The organism is Mesorhizobium sp. M0626 (genome assembly GCF_040320665.1).
Classification (GTDB): Bacteria; Pseudomonadota; Alphaproteobacteria; order Rhizobiales; family Rhizobiaceae; genus Mesorhizobium.
The window spans coordinates 55828-76492 of record NZ_JAMYQD010000019.1 but is presented as its reverse complement, the minus strand read 5'-3'; the positions used below and the strand labels follow the sequence as shown (position 1 = coordinate 76492).

The window sequence follows — 20665 nt, the reverse complement described above, 5'->3', positions numbered from 1 at the left end:
ATCGACAGAGGCCGGAAGCACGCCGCCGCAGGCTGCTTCCGGCCTTGCTTGTCGTTCGTCCGCCCCCTTGGCGTCCTCCCTTTGCTTTTCATCCATTGGCGTCTATCACCATGCCGACGCCCTGCCGGGTGAGACACCACGAAGACGCAAGCGCCTAATGACGGATCTCTTCCATCCCACGCCAGGCAATCCGCCGCCGCAAAATGTCGCCGGCGGCTTTTTCACCACGCGCGACGGCAAGAAGATCCGCTACGGCCTGTTTGCCGCGGTCACCCGGCCGCTGAAAGGCACCGTCGTGCTGCTGCCCGGCCGCAACGAGTGCATCGAGAAGTATTTCGAAACCATCCGCAACCTGACCGACCGCGGCCTCGGCGTCGCCACGCTCGACTGGCGCGGCCAGGGCGATTCCGACCGGCTGATCGCCGACCCGCAACGCGGCTATGTCCGCTCCTTCTACGATTACACCGGCGACCTCGAACAGTTCTTCGAGGACATCGTGCTGCCCGACTGCCGCGGCCCGTATTACATCCTCGCCCATTCGATGGGCGCCGTGATCGCGCTGCTCGCGGCGCCGTCGATGGTCAACCGGGTGCGTCGAATGGTGCTGATTGCGCCTTTCCTGACGGTGCCCGACTCGCCCGTGTCGGCAAAAATGGCGCGCCGCGTCTGCTCGGTATTGTGCTTTCTCGGCTTCGGTCGGCTCTACGCCGCCTGGGGTCCGCGTCCCAGGGAAACCCTGCCCTTCGCCCTCAACAAGGTGACATCGGACCCCGGGCGCTATCAGCGCAACACGAAAATCTACGAGCACTATCCGCAACTGGCGCTCGGCGGGCCGACGATCCGCTGGCTGCAGGCGGCAATCAAGGCAGGCGAAGCCATCAGCGAGCCCGACTTCATGGCCAGGATCCAGGTGCCGCTGCTGATGATCGCCGCCGGCGCCGATCAGGTCGTCTCGACCAAGGCCGTGGAAGCCTACGCCAGGCGTCTGCGCCTCGGCTCGCTGCTGATGATCGATGGCTCGAAACACGAGATCCTGCAGGAGGCCGATGTCTATCGCGAGCAGTTGCTCGCCGCCTTCGACGCCTTCATACCCGGCAACGACGACCCCACAGCCTGATGCCACCGGCGCTGCATGTTGCGGCGCCTTGAGCTTGCGCCTGCTGACAGCCTTCTGTCAGGAGCAGCGTCGGCAGCACACAAAGAGCTAAAGATTCTGACAGCCGGTGCCGCCCCGGAATGCTCATCTCTCCGTGTCGAACCGAACGCCAAGGAGATGACGTCATGACCGAGAAAACCTGCGCTGCCTGCGATTGCCAGCTGGACGCCAATCCGATCCGCGTCAAGGTCGGCGGCAAGACCGTCGAGGTCTGCTGTGAGGAATGCGCGATTGCGCTGAACGAAGCCGGCGCATCAGTGGCCGGCGCATCAGTGGCCGGCAACGGGGAAGCCTGAGCGATGCGCCCCGATCATGCAGCGGCGGCGCAATGCCTCGCACATCAGCCGACAACTCAAACCGCGACGTTCCGGCGGTCCTTGCGGACACAAGGCATCGCGGCGGCCAACTGGATCGGCCGTCAACTGGAAAGGCGCCGAAGCCGCCTTGCCTTGCTCGAAATGACCGACGAACAGCTCAAGGACATCGGCCTGTCGCGCAGCCAAGCTCACTGCGAATACATGCGCCGTTTGTGGGACTGAGCCATGGCCGTACGAAGGGCCCGACAGGTGAAGTCTCCTGACAGGTTTGGACAAGCCAATCGCCTAATGTGCCGGAGCAGCTTTCGGCGCAAGGGTAGAACGCAACGGCCATGTCTCAGCTCACCATGTCGCAGTTCACGGTACAGACGCTTCTGGACACCGGCACCGTCAGGGTGAGGGATGTCCTCTGCAGCGGCGAATGCCGGCACAAGAGCGAAGAAGAGTGCACCGCTGCCACGCATCTTGTGTTTCCCTATCGCGGCGTCTTCGTGCGCCATGTCGGCCGCAACGATGCGGTCGCCGAAGCCAACCAGTTGTTGTTCTTCAACAACGCCGAAGGCTACCGGATCAGCCATCCCGTCGAGGGTGGCGATTCCTGCCTCGATCTCGTTGTCGAGGAGGCGCAACTGCAGGAGCTGACGCCGAAGGAGCAGTTGCGCTCGGGCAGCGCCGTGGCGTTTCGTCGTCAGCGCCGCCGCATCGACCCGCGGGCTCAGGCGCTGGTGGCGGTGCTGCGCTACAGCCTGAGCCGCAACATTGCCGAAACGCTGGAGGCCGAAACCCTGGCGCTGACGCTGGTGCGGCGCTCCCTCGGCGAGAGCACCTCGCATGCCGCCGGCGCCAGCGCTGGCCGGCAGAAGCTGGTCGATCGCGCCAAGCTCGTCCTGTCCTCGGATCTTTCGCGGCGCTGGACGCTGGCCGAGATCGCCGCTGAAGTCGGGGTATCACCGGTTTATCTCACGCAGGTTTTCCAGCAGGTCGAGGCGATGCCGCTCTATCGCTACCATCTGCGCCTGCGGCTGGCGCGCGCGCTCGACCTGCTTGGCCGCTACGACAATCTGACCACGCTCGGCCTGGACCTCGGCTTCTCCAGCCACAGCCATTTCAGCTCCGCGTTCAGGCAGGTCTACGGGCGAACGCCGGCGGAATTCCAGCGCTCGATCAAGCCGCGCTGATCGGGTCGACTATCAGCCCCGCAGGGCTGCCATTGCAGCCGCATGAAGCTCCGGCGTTGCGGCGGCCAGGATGTCGCCGCCCTTTTCCGCCGGACCGCCCTCGAATGTGGTGACGACGCCGCCGGCCTTTTCGATGATCGGGATCAGCGCCACGATGTCGTAGGGTTTCAATCCGGGATCGGCGACGATGTCGACGCTGCCCGAGGCAATCATGGCAAAGGCGTAGCAATCGGCGCCGTAGCGGGCGAGCTGGATCTGTTCCTCGAACGCGTCGTAGCGGGTGCGCGCCTCGCCCTTGAAAAGCGCCGGCGTGGTGGTGAACAAGGTCGCCTCGTCAAGCTTCGTCCTCTTGCGGGTCGACAGCTTCCGCGGCCCACCGGGGCCTTCGTAGTGGGAGCCGGAAGCGTTGGCGTAGAACAGCTCGCCGGTGAACGGCTGCGCCATCATGCCGGCGACGGCGTCACCGTCGACCGTCAACCCGACCAGCGTTCCCCACACCGGCAGGCCTGAGATGAAGGCGCGGGTACCATCGATCGGATCGATCACCCAGACATGCCTTGAGGAGATGTTTTCGCTGCCATGTTCTTCGCCAAGGATACCGTGATCGGGATACTCAGCCGAGATCAGCGCCCGAATGGCGCGCTCGGCCTCGCGGTCGGCCTCGGTGACCGGGTCGAAACTGCCTTTTTCCTTGTTGGCCACGGCGCCCTGTGCGCGGAAACGCGGCAAGGTTTCAGCCGCCGCCGCTTGCGCGATCCGGCGCATGAAATCGATGCTGATGTCCACGTGATTCTCCCGCATTACAGAGTGCCAACCCGGTCTGCCGGCACTTTCCCGCCAAAACAAGCCGGTTTATCGATTTATCAGAGACATCAGCGTTGCTGAAATGTCACACATCGGGACCATCGAAACGCATTTTCACATCAGAGTGAATTAAAAAAGCGTGGGATCGATTGACATTTGTGCATCGCACAATAAATTTGTTCTCGGACAGGTTTTCCTGTCCATGCCCTCCTTGGGCGTTTCCTCCCTAGACTTCGACCGTGTCGTGCAAACGATGCGGTCTTTTTTTACGCTGCGGGATGGCCAGCGCGGGATTGCATGAACAGCCGCCGCTCCGGCGTCATTCGGCGGCCAGCGGCAGGTCGACGAAGTGGTGGTCGGGCATCGCCATCAGGTCGGCCGAAAAGCGCGCCATATCGTCGGCCAGCGCATCGAAGCCGGCCGATTTCTGGAACGTCCGCTCATTCATGTAGAGGCCGCGATTGACCTCGATCTGCAGCGCATGCAGATGGCGCGCCGGCCGGCCGTAATGCTCGGTGATGAAGCCGCCTGCATAGGGTTTGTTGTGCGCGACGGTGTAGCCCATGCCGATGAGCAGGCCGATCGCCGTCTCGGTCAGGGCCGCCGTGGCCGAGATGCCGAAACGGTCGCCGACGATGAAATCCGGCCGCAGGCCGCTGTCGCCCACCCTGATGCTCGCCGGCATCGAATGGCAGTCGATCAGCACGGCATAGCCGAACCTGGCATGGGTTCTGGTCAAAAGCCGCTTCAGCGTCTCGTGATAGGGTTTGTAGACCACCTCTATGCGCTGGACGGCCTCCGCCAGCGGCAGACGGCCGGAATAGATGTCGAGCCCCTCGCCCACCAGCTTGGGCACGGTGCCGAGCCCGCCGGCGACGCGCGCCGAGCGGATGTTGCAGAAGGACGGCACCGGCTCGGCGAACATGCGCGGGTCGAGTTCCCAGGGTTCGCGGTTGACGTCGAGATAGGCGCGCGGAAAATTCGCCGCCAGCATCGGCGCGCCCAGCGCCACCGCGCTGCCGAACAGCTCGTCGACATAGCAATCCTCGGAGCGGCGGATGGCGTTCCGGTCGAGCCGCGCCATGGCCAGGAAGCGGTCTGGATAATAGCGGCCGCTATGCGGTGAGTTGAAGACGAAGGGAACGCGCTGCTCGGCGCCCGATCGGATTTCGAAGGGTGGAACGACCGAAAAATCTTCGGCTGCCGTCGTCAATTTGAACGAACCCGGAAACAGCAATGCATCATGATGGGAAACTGCCACCTCATCGGCCGCATGTCCAGCATTTCGGCATGTCAGGAACCCCGTCAAATCAGGATTAATGCCGCCAACGTTCACTTGATGTTTACCGTCAGCTCCTCATATACAGGATGGTTAACGGGCTTGCCGGACGGCAGGCTTGGCTGGGGTGATTCGGACGGGACAAGATGGCACGCATTCTGCTGGCGGAAGACGACGACGACATGCGCCGGTTCCTGGTCAAGGCACTGGAGCGGGCCGGCTACCACGTCAGCGATTTTGACAATGGCGCCAGCGCCTACGAGCGGCTGCGCGAAGAACCTTTCTCCCTGCTGCTGACCGATATCGTCATGCCGGAGATGGACGGCATCGAACTCGCCCGCCGCGCCACCGAGATCGATCCCGACCTGAAGGTGATGTTCATCACCGGTTTCGCGGCCGTCGCGCTCAACCCCGATTCCAAGGCGCCGAAAGACGCCAAGGTGCTGTCCAAGCCCTTCCACCTGCGCGATCTCGTCAACGAGGTCGAAAAAATGCTGCAGGCCGCCTGAAGCACGCACAGTGTGATCTCGCCGCTTCGTCGGCGGCGCGACAAAACGAGCCTTTCTTTCCCTTTCCGGCTATTGACGCGCTGGACCAAAAATGGTGTATGCGCGGCTTCGGATGGGCGTGTAGCTCAGCGGGAGAGCACTGCATTGACATTGCAGGGGTCACAGGTTCAATCCCTGTCACGCCCACCATCCTTTCAATAACTTAGCCAAGCCCGTTTTTGGCGCACCCCTTCGACGACTTAGCCGGTAAGGCGGCCACCGCTTGTGGCAGCCGCCTCGTGTTTGTGGACATTCTAATGCATGGCGCTCAAAAGTGGCCCCGGTTTTGAGACGACGACATGCATAAAAACAAAGACCTAAAGCGCGTCGTCTGAGTCCGTTCAAACGCGACGCGCTTTAGACGTGGTGCGGGCTTAGCGTCCTTGAAGGCGCAGGCTCGATGCCGTCCTCCATAAGAATATCCTTCTTGCGAGCGAACGCGACGAAGACGCCTCGTGCTGTCTCGGGTTCCACATCACCAATCAGAGCGGCTTTGCAAGCGCGAATAGCAGCTCTCTGCTCCGGGCTGTTGCCACACCATTCGGCTGCGAATTGATAGGCATCTGCGACCGTGTTGAGTTGGCGGGGAAAGCCCAATCCCACCCACACCCGGACTGGCTTTTCAAAAGGTTTCGATAGCATCATGACCTCCTTTCCTAATGCATGTCACCCAGAAGTATGCCGCCGTTCTGGGACAACGACATGCATCAAAACAAAGACTTAAAGCGTGTCGCATGAATCCGTTTCGCGACGCGCTTTAGGCAGTCACTCCTCCGCCTTCGCCACCTCTGCCCATCATCCACGGCATTGTCGTGGATACTTCCTCAAGGATTCTGGCTGCTTTCGCAAAACCGCTGAACGCGTCTCTGGCTGCGGAAAGCGGATAATCGCTATCGAAAGCTCGCTGGCAGGCCCGCAATGCGGTTTGGTGAATGGGGCCGCGCCTGTCCTTCGGCCATTCATAGAGGAACTCCAGAGCGTCCTCGAGACACGTGATTTCCTGAACAAGGTTGTCGCCGCTTTTCACGAAAACGGCGCTGTCAAACATCCGATCGTTCATATGATCCTCCAAATTGAACGAACCATTGAGTTTCATGGTTTGCGCGGTCCAGGCCAACTGCAGGCGCGCGACAGAGGCGCGCCAGTAGGTCCTGCAGTGATCATCTTCGTTTCTCCGCAATCACAGCCTCCCGGCCGGAACCGGGAGGCGGACCCGCAGTTCAAAGTGTGACAGATCGACAGGATTACGCGGCTTTACGCGCGCGGTCCGTGTCTTGCGTGATCTGAGTGGCGGCCGTTGGCGTGTCGCCCACGCCGATGCTGATGCGGCGCGGCTTCAGCTCTTCGGGAATCTCGCGGACAATGTCGATCGAGAGGAGGCCATTCTCCAGTTTGGCTGCCTTGATCTTCATGTGGTCGGCAAGCTTGAACGTCTGCCTGAAACTGCGGTAGGCAATGCCCTGGTGCAGCAGCTGGCGTCCGCTCTGATCATCAGCTTTCTGGCCTACCACGACCAGTTCGGGTCCATGCTGGGTCAGCTCAACCTCATCTTGGCTGAAGCCTGCGATGGCCATCGAGATACGGTAATCGTTCTCGTCGACCTTCTCGATGTTATAGGGCGGCCAGTCCGGACGCGTGCCGCTGTCGAGCATGTCGAAAAGCCGGTCGAAACCGACGGTGGTCCGATAGAGGGTATCAAAGGTTCTCATAGCCACATCCTCCTTGAAGCAACATGGGTACAAGGACGCCGCCCCGTGCGGCGCCGCCATTTTTTGCCGAGCCTTATGGCCTTGGCGGAAATCGAATTAGGAGGCGCCCCAAATGAGTTCAAGAGCATCTCGAATTTTTTTTAGTAGCATCCTTCGCATCGACGGAAAGCGAAATCTGAGTTTCTCCGGGACCTTCCCTTCGAACAGTCGAACAGCCCCTTGAAGTACAGATCCGGCGGGAAGTTTTCGCGCGATCTGCGCGACCGCATCGTCTACTGCCCCGCCGTCCCGTTTCGTATTAAAATGCCGGCCAGCAAGGAACCGGGTAGCGGCCTTCCGATCCGTAAATCCACCCTGTCGGGGGACGAAACGTCCCGGCACGTGCCGGGACGTTTCTGGCTCGCGGATCACTGTGGCCGCGGATCGGGCCTGTCGGGCTTGTCATGAGGGGTGTTGTTGCCTTCACGGCACGGTGTGCCGATGCCGCAGCATTTGCCGTTGTAGGTGACACCGGGCTTGGTCTTCTCGCATTCCCTCGGCGGTGCCGTCTGACACCCTGCCAGCACCGAAACCGCGATGGCGGCGAGAAAGACGTTTCTTGAAGTGATAAACATTGACGTTCTCCTTGATGGACCGTGTTTGCTACACACCGCTTGGTCGCCAGCGGCAGCGAAATGGTTCAAGGAAAATTGGAATCAGGCCGCGCCGAGGCGGACACCACCCTTCCCAATATGGTTGAGAAACCACGCATATGTCTGTTCCAATCCGCCGCGAAGCGCGTAGCGCGGGCGCCATCCAGTCGCAAACAGCCGCGAAACATCCATCAACTTGCGCGGCGTGCCATCTGGCTTGGTCGTATCGAAGGCGATATCAGCCTCGACGCCGGCGACCGATGCGACGGTCTGGGCAAGCTCGGCAATGGTGACATCCTCGCCCGAACCGACATTGACGTGGCTGTCGCCGGCATAATTCTTCAACAGCCAGACCAAGGCATCGGCGGCGTCGTCGACATGCAGGAATTCACGCCGTGGCGTGCCCGAGCCCCAGACCTCGAGGCTGTTGCCGCCGCTCAGCGCCAGCGCATGCGCCTTTCGCATCAGGGCCGGCACGACATGGCTGGACTGGAGATCGAAATTGTCGCCAGGACCGTAAAGGTTGGCCGGCATCGCCGAGATGTAGTCGACGCCATGCTGGCGCCGATAGGCCTGGCACAGTTTGAGCCCGGCGATCTTGGCGATCGCATACCATTCATTGGTGGGTTCGAGCGGACCGGTCAGCAGGGCGTCTTCCCTGATCGGCTGCGGCGCGAGCTTTGGATAGATGCAGGACGAGCCGAGAAACAAAAGCTTGCCGACCTCGCTGCGAAAGGCGCCGTCAATGACATTGCCCTGCATAACCAGGTTTTGCTGCAGGAAATCGACAGGGAACCGGTCATTGGCCAGGATACCGCCGACTTTGGCGGCCGCCATCACCACCGCATCCGGCCTGTGCTCGGCCATCCAGCGCCGCACCCCTGCCTGGTCAAGCAGGTCGAGCCCGTCGCGCGATACGGTGAGTATCTCGCAGTCCTCGCTCGCCAGCCGGCGCACGACGGCCGAACCGACCATGCCGCGATGCCCGGCGACGAAGACACGCTTGCCTTTCAGATCAAATGTCGCGTCCATGAACCTGCCTCACGCAGAACGGCTGTTCTGCCGCGTGCCGCCGGCGGTGCGCGCCAGATCGGCCTGCACCATTTCCGCCACCAGATCCCTGAAGCCGGTAGTGTGCGACCACCCCAGCCTGGCTTTGGCCTTGGCGGGGTCGCCGAGCAGCAGGTCGACCTCGGTCGGCCGGAAATAGCGCGGATCGATGCGCACCAGGACAGTGCCCGAACCGGCATCGACACCGACTTCATCGACACCCTCGCCTTGCCAGCGGATGGTGCGTCCGGTCTCGGCAAAAGCCAGTTCGACGAATTCGCGCACCGAATGCGCCTCACCGGTCGCCAGCACGAAATCGTCGGCTTCACTGTGCTGCAGAATGCGCCACATGCCCTCCACATAGTCGCGCGCATGGCCCCAATCACGCTTGGCGTCGAGATTGCCGAGATAGAGCGTGTCCTGCAGGCCATGATGGATCGAGGCGACGGCCCGCGTAATCTTGCGGGTGACGAAGGTCTCGCCGCGTGTCGGGCTTTCGTGGTTGAACAGGATGCCGTTGGCGGCGAACATGCCGTAAGCCTCGCGGTAGTTGACCGTGATCCAGTAGGCGTAAAGCTTGGCCGCGGCATAGGGCGAGCGCGGATGGAAGGGCGTCGCCTCGCTTTGCGGGACCTCGCGCGCCTTGCCGTAAAGCTCCGACGTCGATGCCTGATAGAAGCGCACCGACTTCTCCAGGCGCAGGATGCGGATCGCCTCGAGCAGCCTGAGTGTTCCCAGCGCATCGGCATTGCCGGTGTATTCCGGCGTCTCGAAACTCACCTGGACATGACTCTGGGCGCCGAGATTGTAGATCTCGCCGGGCTGTGTCTCCTGCACCAGGCGAATAAGGTTGGTCGCGTCGGTCAGGTCGCCATAATGCAGGAAGAAACGCGCACCGCGCTCGTGCGGATCGACATAGATGTCGTCAACGCGCTCGGTGTTGAACGAGGACGAGCGGCGTTTGACGCCATGGACAATATAGCCCTTCTGCAGAAGCAATTCTGCGAGATAGGCCCCGTCCTGCCCGGTAACCCCGGTGATGAGCGCCACTTTTTCCGTCATTGCCGCTCCGTCCGCATCCAATCCCGGCAACCGAATACAGATTTGGCGCGAGAACGCAAATCCCCCATACGGGGGACAGGTTTCAGCCAGCGATTGTGTCGTTCTCAGGCACCTGCAACCGCGCAGAAATGCTTCATCCTGGCCAGCGCAAGCTCGGGATCGGCGAGCAACCCTGCCTGGTCGGCAAGGCGGAAGATGTCGGCATAATGCAGGATGCCGCGCGCCGACTGCATGCCGCCGACCATGGCGAAATGGTCCTGATGGCCGTTGAGCCAGGCCATGAAGACGATGCCGGCCTTGTAATACTCCGTCGGCGCCTCGAAGATCTTGCGCGACAACGGCACTGTCGGCGCCATCAGCGCGTCAAATCCGGCGCGGTCGCCGTCAGCCAGTTTCGCGAGCGCCGCACTGGCGACTGGCGCGATGGCGCCGAATATGCCGAGCAAGGCGTGCGAGTGCCGCTTCCCGTCGCCGGCAATCAGTTCGGGATAGTTGAAATCGTCGCCGGTGAACATGACGACGCCTTCCGGCAACCGGTTGCGCAAGGCAACTTCCTTGCCGGCATCGAGCAGGGAAATCTTTATCCCCTCGACCTTGCCGGCATGGCGCTCGATGATGGCGACGACGGTGTCGAGCGCGGCCTCGAAATTGCCGCTGCCCCAATAACCTTTCAGTGCAGGATCGAACATGTCGCCCAGCCAGTGCAGGATGACCTTGCCGGATGCCTGGCTGAGGATGCGATCGTAGACCCTGATATAGTCGTCCGGACCCTTTGCGACCGCTGCCAGCGCCCGGCTGGCCATCATGATCGCCTTGCCGCCCTCGCCTTCAATGAAAGCGAACTGCTCCTCATAGGCGGCGATCACATCTTCGAGTGATCTCGAATTGGCCGGCGCCAGATGATCGGTGCCGGCGCCCGAGGAGAGGTCTGCGCCTTCGACGCTGCGCGCCTCGGCGATCGAGCGGCGGATCAATTCCTGCGCATTCGCCCAGTCGAAACCCATGCCGCGCTGGGAGGTGTCCATCGCCTCGGCGATGCGGAAGCCAAGCCGCCACAAATGATGCCGAAACGCCATCGTCTTGTCCCAATCGACCGCAGGCTTCGACCAGGGGTCGGTCATCGCGAAAGGATCGGCGACGACGTGGGCCGCGGCATAGGCGATGCGCGGGAAAACCGCACCGATTACGGGCTCGACCGGACTGCCCGCGAGCTTGTAGCTGACGCGGTCGCCATTCTGCGTAGGCAGGGTGATATCCATGGCAACCTCCGTTTTCGGCATCCTATAAATGGAACGTTCCAATAAATCAAGAACCTTTATGATTGCGGCGATTGAACCGGTCCAAATGCCGAAGAAGGCTAAGAGTCCTTGCTAGGAAACCACATTCATCACCTTTTCGATCTCCGCAAGAATCCCGATTGACTCTCGGTTGGCAGAGTGATTAGAACGTTCCAATAGATTTGCCCATTTAAGCGGAGGAAACCACCGACATGGCCAGCCGGGCCAAGGCAACGATCCTGGACATCGCCCGCGAGGCTGGTGTGTCCAAATCGACGGTGTCGCTTGTGCTGCAAGGCTCAGGGCTGATCCGGCCTGAAACCGCGGTCAAGGTTCGCAAGGCGATCGAGGATGTCGGCTATGTCTACAACCGCGGCGCCGCCAATCTGCGCAAAGCCCATTCCAACGTCATCGGCATGGTCATCAACGATCTCACCAACCCCTTTTTCGCCGAGCTGGCGGTCGGCATGGAGCGCGTCTTCCAGTCGGCCGGCATCGTGCCCTTCATCGCCAACACGGCGGAGAACCCGGTGCGCCAGGAAGAAGTGCTGAAATCGCTGATGGAACAGGGCGTCGCAGGCCTGATCGTGTCACCGGCACGCGGCACCACGCCGGGCGCCTTCCGTCGCCTCGAGATGGCGGGCGTGCCGGTCGTCTTCGCCATGCGCCGCCTGCCGGACAGCCGCATCCCGGTGATCGCTCCTGACAACCATCGCGGCGCGTATCTCGCCGCCGCCCATCTGATCGGCAAGGGCCATCGCCGGCTGGCCTTCTTCGGCGGCACCTCCGACCTGGTCGTCTATCAGGAGCGCCTGGGCGGTTTTCGTGAAGCTTGCCAAACATTGGGCATTGCCAGGCGCGACGTGCTTGTCGTCGAAGGCGAGACCAGCCGCAGGGGCGGCATCGCGTGCCTGGAAACCGCCCTTGCCATGGCCGAGCCGCCGACGGCGGCACTGTGCTTCAACGATGCCGTCGCCTTCGGCGTCATGCTGGCGCTGCGCAAGCGCGGGCTGGAGCCCGGCGCGGACTTTGCTGTCGTCGGCTTCGACGACGTGGTCGAAGCCGAGCATTATATGCCGGCGCTGACCAGCGTCTCGGTGGACACACCCGGCCTCGGTGAACGCGCCGCTCACGTCATGCTGAAGATGATCCAGTCGCGCATCACGCATGCCGAGGACCATATCGGCGCCGTCAATCTGGTCGTCAGGGACAGCTGCGGTCCCGATCGCGGCGCCCAGGACACATCAGCAGGAATGGGAGACGCGGCATGAGCGTCAAATGGGGACTGATCGGCGCCAGCACGATCGCCAAACAGTTCATGATCAACGCCATCCGCGCGCAAGAGGGTGGCGAGATCGCGGCGGTGATGAGCTCCAGTCCGCAGCGCGCCAAGACTTATGCCGCGGAACAGAATATTCCGCTTGCCGTCTCGAGGCTGGACGACCTGCTCGGCGCCGAAATCGACGCCGTCTACATCTCGACCACCAATGAACTGCATCTCGAACAGGCATTGGCTGCGATCAAGGCGGGAAAGCATGTTCTGTGCGAAAAGCCGCTGGCGCTGAACAGCGCCGACGCGCGCACAATGGTCGCCGCCGCCAAGGAAGCCGGTGTCGTGCTTGGCACCAATCATCATCTGCGCAATGCCGGCGCCCACCGCGCCATGCGCGACGCCATATCAGCCGGCCATATCGGCAAGCCGATTGCCGCGCGCGTCTTCCATTCCGTCTATTTGCCGGAAAACCTGCAGGGCTGGCGCATTACCAAGCCTGAGGCCGGCGGCGGCGTGGTGCTCGACATCACCGTGCATGATGCCGACACGCTGCGCTTCGTGCTCGGCGACGACCCGGTCGAGATTTCGGCCTTCACCCAGTTGGCCGGCATGGCCAGCAGCGGGCTGGAAGACGGCGCCATGTGCATCTGGCGCTTCGGGTCGGGCATCATCGCCCAGTCGCATGAAGGCTTCACAACCAAGTTCGCCGATACCGGCTTTGAGGTGCATGGTTCCGAAGGTTCGCTGATCGCAAAAAATGTGATGACGCAGAAGCCGGTCGGCTCGGTGCTGCTACGCACCGCCAAAGGCGAGGAGGAACTGAGCTTCGACCGAGAAGACCTCTACGCCAGGTCGCTGCGCCAGTTCCATGCCGCCATGCGTGGAGAAGGCCAGCCCTCCGCCACCGGCGAGGACGGCGTCTGGTCGCTGGCCTCAGCCGAAGCAGCGTTGCAGTCGGCAAAGTCCGGCAAGGCCGTCACTATCGATCCGAAAGGTGTTGTGTGAGCAAGCTCGTCTCCGCCGCTGAAGCAGCAAGCCTCATCAAGGACGGCATGACCGTCTCCGTCTCGTCGTCGAGCGGCCTTGGCTGCCCTGACGCCGTCCTGGCTGCCATCGGCGAGCGCTTCGACGCCGAAGGCCATCCGAAAGACATCACCACGCTGCATCCGATCGCCGCCGGCGACATGTATGGCATCAAGGGCATCGACCATCTGGCCAAGCCCGGCTTGTTGAAGCGCACGCTCTGCGGCTCCTATCCCTCAGGCCCCTCCTCGTCCGAGCCGCCGCAGATATGGAAGATGATCGGCGACAATTCGGTCGCCGCCTACAACGTGCCCTCCGGCATCCTTTTCGACATGCACCGCGAGGCCGCCGCCAAGCGGCCGGGCGTGCTGACCAAGGTCGGCCTCGACACTTTTGCCGACCCGCGCCACCAGGGCTGCGCCATGAATGAGGCTGCAAGCGAGCCGATCGTCTCGGTGCAGCAGTTCGACGGCGAGGAATGGCTCTATTTCCGCTCGATCGTGCCCAACGTTTCGATCATCCGCGCCACCACCGCCGACGAGCGCGGCAACCTCACTTACGAGCATGAAGGCGCCTATTTGGGCGGCCTCGAACAGGCGCTCGCCGCGCGCAACAATGGCGGCATCGTCATTGCGCAGGTCAAGCGCGTCGTCGAGAACGGCACGCTGAAGCCGCATGACGTGCGCGTGCCCGGCGTGCTGGTAGACCACATCGTGGTGGCGCCGGACCAGTTGCAGACGACGTTGACGCCTTACGACCCGGCGATTTCGGGCGAGATCTTCCGGCCGTTGTCCAGCTTCCGCAACGCTGAGATGAACGTCCAGAAAGTAATCGCGCGCCGCGTCGCCATGGAATTGCGCGACGGCATGGCGGTCAATATCGGCTTCGGCATCTCGGCAAACGTGCCGCGTATCCTTCTCGAGGAAGACCAGCACCGCAAAGTCACCTGGGTGATCGAGCAGGGCGCCGTCGGCGGCGTGCCGCTGCTCGACTTCAAGTTCGGCTGCGCTTCCAATGCCGAGGCGATCATGCCCTCGCCGCACCAGTTCATCTATTTCCAGGCCGGCGGCTTCGATGCCTCGCTGCTCTCCTTCTTGCAGATCGACCGCCATGGCTCCGTCAACGTGTCGAAACTCTCGGCCCGGCCACATGTCACCGCCGGGGCCGGCGGCTTTGTCGACATCACGGCACGGGCGAAAAAGATCGTCTTCTCCGGCTTCTTCAATGCCGGCGCAAAACTGTCGCTCGCCGATGGCGGCATTCGCATCGATGCAGAAGGCAAGGTGAAGAAGGTGGTCAACGAGGTCGAGCACATCTCCTTCTCCGGCAAGCGCGCCGTCGCACAAGGCCAGGACATCACCTACGTCACCGAGCGCTGCGTGATGAAGCTGACGCCGGACGGTCTGATGGTGACGGAACTGGCGCCTGGCATCGACCTCGAACGCGATGTGCTGGCGCAGTCCGAAACACCGCTCGGCGTCGCCAACGACCTCAAGGTGACACCGGCGGCGCTGTACCAGGATCGGCCGATCGGCCTATCGCTGAATGGCGGCGCTTCTCTCGGAGGCGCGCATGGCTGAGCGCCTCGTCACCTTCGAGCAGGACGGCGCCATCGGTATCGTCACGCTGCGCCGGCCGGAGAAGTTCAACGCGCTGGACATTCCAATGCTGCGCGCGCTCGAGACAGCGCTCGACGAAGCCGAAATGGCTGAAGGCGTGCGCGTCGCGCTGATCCGCGGCGAAGGCAAGGGCTTTTGCGCCGGCGGCGATGTCGAGGCCTGGGGCGAGATGAGCGCTGCCGACTTTCAGGTGCAATGGGTGCGCTACGGCCACCGCGTCTTCGACCGACTGGCGCGGCTGCGGCAGCCGACCATCGCGGTGCTTTCCGGCCATGCGTTGGGTGGCGGGCTGGAGCTGGCAGTCGCCTGCGACTTCCGTGTCGCCGAAACGCAGGTGAAGCTCGGCTTTCCCGAGACATCGATCGGCGTCGTCCCCGGTTGGTCCGGCACGCAGCGCGCCGTGCGCCGCTTTGGGGCCCAGATCGTGCGCCGCATGGCGCTCGGCGGCGAGCTCTTTGCCGCCTCCGACGCGCTTGCACTCGGCGTCGTTGACCGCGTGGTCGAGACCGGCCAGGCGCTGGCAGAGGCCAGGACTTGGGCCGAAAAAATCGCCGGGCGCGGGCCGCTCGCAACCGAAGCCGCCAAGCTGATGATCGCAGTCGCCGAAGGCGAGGAAAGTGCGGCCGCCACCGAGGCGCTCGCCAGCGGCTTCGTTGCGCTGACCGGCGACCTCAAAGCCGGCGTGAGCGCCTTCAAGGCCAAGCAGAAGCCGGCCTTTTCGAGATCCTAGAGAAAAGCATGATGAACGCACCGCTCAACATTTCGATGCCAGCCGAGGCGTCCAAGGCGCCGAAGGCTTACAAGCTCCTGATCGACGGCAAGCATGTCGATGCCCGTGACGGCCGCACGATTGCGCGCAACAGCCCCGGCCATGGCTTCACCGTTTCGCGCTATGCGCAGGCCGGCGAGGCCGAGGTGGAGGCGGCCATGCAGGCCGCGCACAAGGCATTCGAGACCGGCCCGTGGCCGCGCACGAAGGCGGCCGAGCGCGCCGCGATCCTGCTCAAGACGGCTGACCTGATCGAGGCCCAGCTCGAAGACATCGCCCGCCTCGATGCGCTGGAATCCGGCAAGCCGATCGCCCAGGCGCGCGGCGAGATCGGCGGCGCCGTCGACATCTGGCGCTATGCCGCCTCGCTCGCCCGCACGCTGCACGGCGAGAGTTACGCCAATCTCGGCGACGCCATGCTGGGCGTGGTGCTGCGCGAGCCGATCGGCGTCGTCTCGATCATCACCCCGTGGAATTTCCCGTTCTTGATCGTCAGCCAGAAACTGCCCTTCGCGCTCGCCGCCGGCTGCACCGCGGTGGTCAAGCCGAGCGAAATGACCTCGGCCTCGACCTTCGTGCTCGGCGACATCCTGATGCAGGCCGGCCTGCCCGCCGGCGTCGTCAACATCCTGGCCGGCCTCGGCGCCGATGTCGGGGGGCCGATGGTCAGCCATCCGCTGGTCGAGATGGTGTCGTTCACCGGCTCTACCCGCGTCGGCAAGATGACCATGGCTTCTGCCGCGCAGTCGCTGAAGAAAGTCTCGATGGAGCTCGGCGGCAAGAACGGCCAGATCGTCTTCCCCGATGCCGATCTCGAGGCGGCCGCTGACGCAGCAGTGTTCGGCGGCTTCTTCAACGCCGGCGAATGCTGCAATGCCGGCAGTCGGCTGATCGTGCATGAAGCCATCGCCGACGATTTCCTCGCCACTGTCAAGGCCCTGACCGCCAAGGTAACGGTCGGCGACCCACTCGACGACCGAACCAAGGTTGGCGCGATGATATCAGCCGACCATCTGACCAAGGTCGCAGATTACGTTGCGGCAGCAGCAAAAGACGGCAGCAATGTCTATAGCGGTGGCGGCCAATTGGCGTCCAATGCCGGCCAGTACCTCGATCCGACCATCATTCGCGGCGTTACCGAAGACATGGCTATTGCGCGCGAGGAAGTGTTTGGCCCGGTGCTCTCCGTGCTGACTTTTGGATCGATTGAAAAGGCGTTGCACATCGCCAACAACACGCCCTATGGTCTGTCTGCAGGGGTGTGGAGCGCCAGAATCGACACTTGTATGTCGGTGGCGCGTGGTGTGCGTTCGGGGACCGTTTGGGTGAACACATTCATGGAAGGCTTTCCCGAGTTGCCATTCGGGGGCTACAAGCAGTCCGGCATCGGACGCGAACTCGGCAAACGCGCTGTCGAGGATTATACCGAGGAAAAGACAATCCAGTTTCATCGCGGCCAGCGCACCGGTTGGTGGGTCGGCTGAGTTTGGAAGAACCCGGTGGGCTTCCACCGGTCGTGTAATGCAACAAGGGAGGTAGAACATGTTGCGCAAACTGCTTATCGGAACGGCTCTGGCGACGGCCTTTGCTTTCTCGGCCCATGCCGAAGACGTCAAGGAAGTGCAGATGCTGCATTGGTGGACGTCGGGCGGCGAAGCGGCTGCTCTCAACGTCCTCAAGGGCGACCTTGCCAAGGAAGGCTATGCCTGGAAGGACGTGCCGGTGGCCGGTGGTGGCGGCGACGCCGCCATGACTGCGCTGAAGGCGATGGTCGCGGCCGGCAATTACCCGACCGCGTCGCAGATGCTCGGCTACACCGTGCTCGACTATGCGGCGGCCGGCGTCATGGGCGACCTGACCGAGACGGCGAAGAAGGAAGGCTGGGACAAGTCGGTTCCGGCAGCCCTGCAGAAGTTCTCCGTCTATGATGGCAAGTGGGTCGCTGCTCCAGTCAACGTCCACTCCGTCAACTGGCTGTGGATCAACAAGGCGGTGATGGACAAGATCGGCGGCACCGAGCCAAAGACCTTCGACGACTTCGTCGCCCTGCTCGACAAAGCCAAGGCGGCTGGCGTTATTCCGCTCGCCCTTGGCGGCCAGAACTGGCAGGAAGCCACCATGTTCGACTCGGTTGTGCTGTCGACCGGCGGACCTGAGTTCTACAAGAAGGCCTTCAACGACCTCGACGACGAGTCCCTCAAGTCGGACACGATGAAGAAGTCGTTCGACAACCTCGCCAAGCTCGTCACCTATGTCGACCCGAACTTCTCGGGCCGCGACTGGAACCTTGCCACCGCCATGGTCATCAAGGGCGATGCCCTGGTGCAGGTGATGGGTGACTGGGCCAAGGGCGAGTTCAACGCCGCCAAGAAAACGCCGGGCACCGACTTCCTGTGCTATCGCTTCCCGGGCACGGAAGGCTCGGTGGTCTACAACTCCGACATGTTCGGCATGTTCAACGTTCCGGACGACCGCAAGGCCGCCCAGGTCGCGTTGGCCACCGCCACCCTGTCGAAGAGCTTCCAGTCGGCCTTCAACGTCGTCAAGGGTTCGGTTCCCGCCCGTACCGACGTTCCGGACACCGACTTCGACGCGTGCGGCAAGAAGGGCATCGCCGACCTGAAGGCTGCCAACGAAGGCGGCACACTGTTCGGCTCGCTTGCCCAGGGCTATGGCGCGCCTCCGGCGGTCGCCAATGCCTACAAGGACGTCGTTTCGAAGTTCGTCCACGGTCAGATCAAGACCTCGGACGAAGCCGTGACCGAACTGGTCAAGGCAATCGACGACGCCAAGTAAGCCCTGGCCGGCAAGACACCTTTCCCGCTTCGGCGGGGAAGGTTCGCCTCAGGATTGGCCGGCTGGCGCAATTCCAGGAAAAGTGTGAGCGGTTTTCCGGCCGGAATTGCGTAAAAGAAAGAGTTAGAGAGGTTCGCCGTTTCCGTGAAACGGTGAAACCCTCTTGAACACCATGCCGACCAGAGACCCGTATGCACGGGGCCGCCTTGCCTCCTGACGGCAGAGCACGGACGACCCTAACGGGAGGAGCCTCATGAGCAGTGTAGCGACGACCCAGATCAAGCTGACACCCGAGCGGTCTCGCCCCTCCGTGCGCGCGCGATTGCAGGACGCGCTGCCGAAGATCGTGCTGGCGCCGAGCTTCGCCATCACCATCGTCTTCGTCTATGGCTTTATCATGTGGACTGTCTATCTGTCCTTCACTAATTCCAAGACCTTCCCGTCCTATGTCATTACCGGACCACGCGCGTATCTACGGCTGTGGGGCTGGACGTTCGACTCCGACCCGCCATCGAGCTGGTACACGTCGATCGTCAATATGGGCATTTTTGGCTTTCTCTACATCGCCATCTGCCTGGCGCTCGGCCTGTTCCTGGCCATCCTGCTCGACCAGAAGATTCGCGGCGAAGGCGTGTTGCGGCCGATCTATCTCTACCCGATGGCGCTGTCCTTCATCGTCACCGGCGTCGCCTGGAAATGGTTCCTCGACCCCGGCCTCGGTCTTGAGCAGACCTTGCATCAGTGGGGCTGGACGAGCTTCCATTTCGACTGGATCAAGAACAAGGATTTCGTCATCTACACGGTGGTCATTGCCGGCGTCTGGCAGGCCTCCGGCTTCATCATGGCGATGTTCCTGGCCGGCCTGCGTGGCATTGACGGCGAGATCATGAAGGCGGCGCAGATCGACGGTGCCACCACCTTTCAGCTCTACCGCCGCATCGTCATTCCGCTGCTGCGGCCAATCTTCCTGTCGGCCTTCATCGTGCTCGCGCACCTTGCCATCAAGTCCTACGATCTCGTCGTGGCGCTGACCAGCGGCGGCCCCGGTGGCTCGGCCTGGCTGCCGTCCAACTTCATGTATGAGTACACCTTCAAGCGCAACGAAATGGCCGTCGGCTCGGCCAGTGCCGTGATCATGCTGATGACCATCGTCGCCATCATCGTGCCCTATCTCTATTCCGAACTGCGGGAGAAGCCGCGATGAGCGCTGTCGCCACCCCTGCCCGCCCCGCTGCTTCCCAAAAGGCCTCCGGCGGCATGAGCACCAAGACCCTCAACCGCATCGTCATTTACGGGCTTCTGGCGCTGTTTGCGCTGTTTTATCTGATGCCGCTGTTCGTCATGCTGGTGACCTCGTTCAAGACCATGGACGAGATCCAGAACGGCAACATGCTGGCGTTGCCCACGGCGCCGACCTTCGACCCGTGGCTGAAGGCCTGGGGCGAGACCTGCGTCGGCCTCACCTGCGCCGGCATCAAGGGCTATTTCTGGAACTCGATCAAGATGGTGGTTCCAGCCGTACTGATCTCGACCATGCTCGGCGCGCTCAACGGCTACGTCTTGACCAAATGGCGTTTTCGCGGCGCCACGCTGGTGTTCGGGCTGATGCTGTTTGCCTGCTTCATTCCGTTCCAGTCGGTGCTGCTGCCGATGGCGACCATTCTCGGCAGCTTGGGACGTTTCGGCGTGAAGCTGCAGAATGCGACGGGTACGAGTTTCGGTCTCGGCAATCCGACGGTCAACCTGGTCTTCGTCCATGTCGTCTACGGCATCGGCTTCACCACGCTGTTTTTCCGCAACTATTACGAGGCGTTCCCGAACGAACTGATCAAGGCGGCGCAGGTCGACGGCGCCTCCTTCTTCCAGATCTTCCGCCGCATCATGCTGCCGAACTCGATGCCGATCTTCGTCGTCACCGTCATCTACCAGTTCACCAACATCTGGAACGACTTCCTGTTCGCTTCGGCTTACGCCGGCACAGGCGACTCCATGCCGATGACGGTGGCGCTCAACAACGTCGTCAACACCTCGACCGGCGTCGTCGAATACAACGTCAACATGGCGGCCGCGATGATCGCGGCTCTGCCCACTCTGATCGTCTATGTCGTCGCCGGCCGCTATTTCGTGCGCGGGCTGATGGCTGGCGCGGTCAAGGGCTGATCAATTCGGAAGG

At 62.4% G+C, this 20665-nt stretch carries 22 protein-coding genes and 1 tRNA gene; 14 read left to right on the top strand and 9 right to left on the bottom strand.

Going from position 1 to position 20665, the window contains the following annotated elements; all coding sequences use genetic code 11:
- Nucleotides 1-157: 157 nt before the first annotated feature.
- The 4 genes from NKI37_RS24200 (at nt 158) to NKI37_RS24185 (ending at nt 2651) form a co-directional block, all read left to right on the top strand.
- Nucleotides 158-1117, top strand: coding sequence for an alpha/beta fold hydrolase (locus tag NKI37_RS24200; RefSeq protein WP_023683237.1), 960 nt, complete (start codon nt 158-160; stop codon nt 1115-1117).
- Between the two features lie 164 nt (nt 1118-1281).
- Nucleotides 1282-1452 carry a hypothetical protein gene (locus NKI37_RS24195; protein ID WP_023683236.1) on the top strand — a complete coding sequence of 57 codons (171 nt, stop codon included), beginning with the start codon at nt 1282-1284 and terminating at the stop codon, nt 1450-1452.
- Between the two features lie 3 nt (nt 1453-1455).
- The gene (locus NKI37_RS24190) at nt 1456-1695 is read left to right on the top strand and encodes a DUF1127 domain-containing protein (protein WP_023683235.1); all 240 of its coding nucleotides are present in this window, start codon (nt 1456-1458) and stop codon (nt 1693-1695) included.
- Nucleotides 1696-1820: 125 nt separating this feature from the next.
- The gene (locus NKI37_RS24185) at nt 1821-2651 is read left to right on the top strand and encodes a helix-turn-helix domain-containing protein (RefSeq protein ID WP_023683234.1); all 831 of its coding nucleotides are present in this window, start codon (nt 1821-1823) and stop codon (nt 2649-2651) included.
- 12 nt (nt 2652-2663) lie between these two features.
- Here NKI37_RS24185 and hisN read toward each other — a convergent pair whose 3' ends face one another.
- On the bottom strand, nt 2664-3437 hold the full coding sequence (hisN, locus tag NKI37_RS24180; protein WP_023683233.1) for a histidinol-phosphatase: 774 nt from the start codon (nt 3435-3437) through the stop codon (nt 2664-2666).
- A 337-nt stretch (nt 3438-3774) separates the two neighbouring features.
- Entirely contained in the window at nt 3775-4716 is a 942-nt protein-coding gene (locus tag NKI37_RS24175; RefSeq protein WP_023683232.1) for an N-formylglutamate amidohydrolase, read from the bottom strand.
- Nucleotides 4717-4880: 164 nt separating this feature from the next.
- Here NKI37_RS24175 and cpdR point away from each other — a divergent pair, with 164 nt between their 5' ends.
- Nucleotides 4881-5243, top strand: a complete 363-nt coding sequence (gene cpdR, locus NKI37_RS24170; protein WP_023671195.1) for a cell cycle two-component system response regulator CpdR — start codon at nt 4881-4883, stop codon at nt 5241-5243.
- 114 nt (nt 5244-5357) lie between these two features.
- Nucleotides 5358-5432 (top strand) — tRNA-Val (locus NKI37_RS24165).
- A 207-nt stretch (nt 5433-5639) separates the two neighbouring features.
- On the opposite strand, the gene NKI37_RS24160 is transcribed toward NKI37_RS24165, so the two are convergent.
- The 7 genes from NKI37_RS24160 to NKI37_RS24130 form a co-directional block, all read right to left on the bottom strand.
- Nucleotides 5640-5927 carry a DUF982 domain-containing protein gene (locus NKI37_RS24160; protein WP_245260022.1) on the bottom strand — a complete coding sequence of 96 codons (288 nt, stop codon included), beginning with the start codon at nt 5925-5927 and terminating at the stop codon, nt 5640-5642.
- Between the two features lie 112 nt (nt 5928-6039).
- Entirely contained in the window at nt 6040-6462 is a 423-nt protein-coding gene (locus NKI37_RS24155) for a DUF982 domain-containing protein (protein ID WP_306413578.1), read from the bottom strand.
- Nucleotides 6463-6526: 64 nt separating this feature from the next.
- Complete coding sequence (locus tag NKI37_RS24150; RefSeq protein ID WP_023671192.1) at nt 6527-6991, bottom strand: Hsp20 family protein; 465 nt, start codon at nt 6989-6991, stop codon at nt 6527-6529.
- 407 nt (nt 6992-7398) lie between these two features.
- The gene (locus NKI37_RS24145) at nt 7399-7605 is read right to left on the bottom strand and encodes a hypothetical protein (protein WP_023686425.1); all 207 of its coding nucleotides are present in this window, start codon (nt 7603-7605) and stop codon (nt 7399-7401) included.
- A gap of 81 nt (nt 7606-7686) precedes the next feature.
- Complete coding sequence (gene fcl, locus NKI37_RS24140) at nt 7687-8655, bottom strand: GDP-L-fucose synthase (protein ID WP_023686426.1); 969 nt, start codon at nt 8653-8655, stop codon at nt 7687-7689.
- 9 nt (nt 8656-8664) lie between these two features.
- Entirely contained in the window at nt 8665-9735 is a 1071-nt protein-coding gene (gene gmd, locus NKI37_RS24135; RefSeq protein WP_023701025.1) for a GDP-mannose 4,6-dehydratase, read from the bottom strand.
- 104 nt (nt 9736-9839) lie between these two features.
- Nucleotides 9840-10994 carry a dihydrodipicolinate synthase family protein gene (locus NKI37_RS24130; RefSeq protein WP_352788523.1) on the bottom strand — a complete coding sequence of 385 codons (1155 nt, stop codon included), beginning with the start codon at nt 10992-10994 and terminating at the stop codon, nt 9840-9842.
- 230 nt (nt 10995-11224) lie between these two features.
- On the opposite strand from NKI37_RS24130, the gene NKI37_RS24125 reads away from it, so the two are divergent.
- The 8 genes from NKI37_RS24125 to NKI37_RS24090 all read left to right on the top strand — a co-directional run bounded on the left by NKI37_RS24125 (nt 11225) and on the right by NKI37_RS24090 (nt 20652).
- Nucleotides 11225-12283 (top strand): LacI family DNA-binding transcriptional regulator, encoded by a 1059-nt coding sequence (locus NKI37_RS24125; RefSeq protein WP_023686429.1) that lies wholly within the window; start codon nt 11225-11227, stop codon nt 12281-12283.
- Nucleotides 12280-13290, top strand: a complete 1011-nt coding sequence (locus NKI37_RS24120; RefSeq protein ID WP_023686430.1) for a Gfo/Idh/MocA family protein — start codon at nt 12280-12282, stop codon at nt 13288-13290. Before NKI37_RS24125 ends, NKI37_RS24120 begins: the two co-directional genes overlap by 4 nt.
- On the top strand, nt 13287-14888 hold the full coding sequence (locus NKI37_RS24115) for an acyl CoA:acetate/3-ketoacid CoA transferase (protein ID WP_352788521.1): 1602 nt from the start codon (nt 13287-13289) through the stop codon (nt 14886-14888). The genes NKI37_RS24120 and NKI37_RS24115 overlap by 4 nt, the downstream gene beginning before the upstream one ends.
- Nucleotides 14881-15657, top strand: coding sequence for an enoyl-CoA hydratase/isomerase family protein (locus NKI37_RS24110; RefSeq protein ID WP_023828237.1), 777 nt, complete (start codon nt 14881-14883; stop codon nt 15655-15657). The genes NKI37_RS24115 and NKI37_RS24110 overlap by 8 nt, the downstream gene beginning before the upstream one ends.
- A gap of 11 nt (nt 15658-15668) precedes the next feature.
- On the top strand, nt 15669-17180 hold the full coding sequence (locus tag NKI37_RS24105; protein ID WP_023740947.1) for an aldehyde dehydrogenase family protein: 1512 nt from the start codon (nt 15669-15671) through the stop codon (nt 17178-17180).
- A gap of 58 nt (nt 17181-17238) precedes the next feature.
- Complete coding sequence (locus NKI37_RS24100) at nt 17239-18492, top strand: ABC transporter substrate-binding protein (protein ID WP_027049809.1); 1254 nt, start codon at nt 17239-17241, stop codon at nt 18490-18492.
- Between the two features lie 253 nt (nt 18493-18745).
- Nucleotides 18746-19696 carry a carbohydrate ABC transporter permease gene (locus tag NKI37_RS24095; RefSeq protein ID WP_023683220.1) on the top strand — a complete coding sequence of 317 codons (951 nt, stop codon included), beginning with the start codon at nt 18746-18748 and terminating at the stop codon, nt 19694-19696.
- Nucleotides 19693-20652, top strand: a complete 960-nt coding sequence (locus tag NKI37_RS24090; RefSeq protein WP_023671181.1) for a carbohydrate ABC transporter permease — start codon at nt 19693-19695, stop codon at nt 20650-20652. The genes NKI37_RS24095 and NKI37_RS24090 overlap by 4 nt, the downstream gene beginning before the upstream one ends.
- Nucleotides 20653-20665 lie beyond the last annotated feature (13 nt).

Bases quoted from the DNA above. Each gene is read 5' to 3' on its own strand.
- NKI37_RS24200 (WP_023683237.1), top strand. From the start codon at position 158: ATGACGGATCTCTTCCATCCCACGCCAGGCAATCCGCCGCCGCAAAAT.
- NKI37_RS24195 (WP_023683236.1), top strand. From the start codon at position 1,282: ATGACCGAGAAAACCTGCGCTGCCTGCGATTGCCAGCTGGACGCCAAT.
- NKI37_RS24190 (WP_023683235.1), top strand. From the start codon at position 1,456: ATGCGCCCCGATCATGCAGCGGCGGCGCAATGCCTCGCACATCAGCCG.
- NKI37_RS24185 (WP_023683234.1), top strand. From the start codon at position 1,821: ATGTCGCAGTTCACGGTACAGACGCTTCTGGACACCGGCACCGTCAGG.
- cpdR (WP_023671195.1), top strand. From the start codon at position 4,881: ATGGCACGCATTCTGCTGGCGGAAGACGACGACGACATGCGCCGGTTC.
- NKI37_RS24160 (WP_245260022.1), bottom strand. From the start codon at position 5,927: ATGATGCTATCGAAACCTTTTGAAAAGCCAGTCCGGGTGTGGGTGGGA.
- NKI37_RS24150 (WP_023671192.1), bottom strand. From the start codon at position 6,991: ATGAGAACCTTTGATACCCTCTATCGGACCACCGTCGGTTTCGACCGG.
- NKI37_RS24145 (WP_023686425.1), bottom strand. From the start codon at position 7,605: ATGTTTATCACTTCAAGAAACGTCTTTCTCGCCGCCATCGCGGTTTCG.
- fcl (WP_023686426.1), bottom strand. From the start codon at position 8,655: ATGGACGCGACATTTGATCTGAAAGGCAAGCGTGTCTTCGTCGCCGGG.
- gmd (WP_023701025.1), bottom strand. From the start codon at position 9,735: ATGACGGAAAAAGTGGCGCTCATCACCGGGGTTACCGGGCAGGACGGG.
- NKI37_RS24130 (WP_352788523.1), bottom strand. From the start codon at position 10,994: ATGGATATCACCCTGCCTACGCAGAATGGCGACCGCGTCAGCTACAAG.
- NKI37_RS24125 (WP_023686429.1), top strand. From the start codon at position 11,225: ATGGCCAGCCGGGCCAAGGCAACGATCCTGGACATCGCCCGCGAGGCT.
- NKI37_RS24120 (WP_023686430.1), top strand. From the start codon at position 12,280: ATGAGCGTCAAATGGGGACTGATCGGCGCCAGCACGATCGCCAAACAG.
- NKI37_RS24110 (WP_023828237.1), top strand. From the start codon at position 14,881: ATGGCTGAGCGCCTCGTCACCTTCGAGCAGGACGGCGCCATCGGTATC.
- NKI37_RS24105 (WP_023740947.1), top strand. From the start codon at position 15,669: ATGAACGCACCGCTCAACATTTCGATGCCAGCCGAGGCGTCCAAGGCG.
- NKI37_RS24100 (WP_027049809.1), top strand. From the start codon at position 17,239: ATGTTGCGCAAACTGCTTATCGGAACGGCTCTGGCGACGGCCTTTGCT.
- NKI37_RS24095 (WP_023683220.1), top strand. From the start codon at position 18,746: ATGAGCAGTGTAGCGACGACCCAGATCAAGCTGACACCCGAGCGGTCT.
- NKI37_RS24090 (WP_023671181.1), top strand. From the start codon at position 19,693: ATGAGCGCTGTCGCCACCCCTGCCCGCCCCGCTGCTTCCCAAAAGGCC.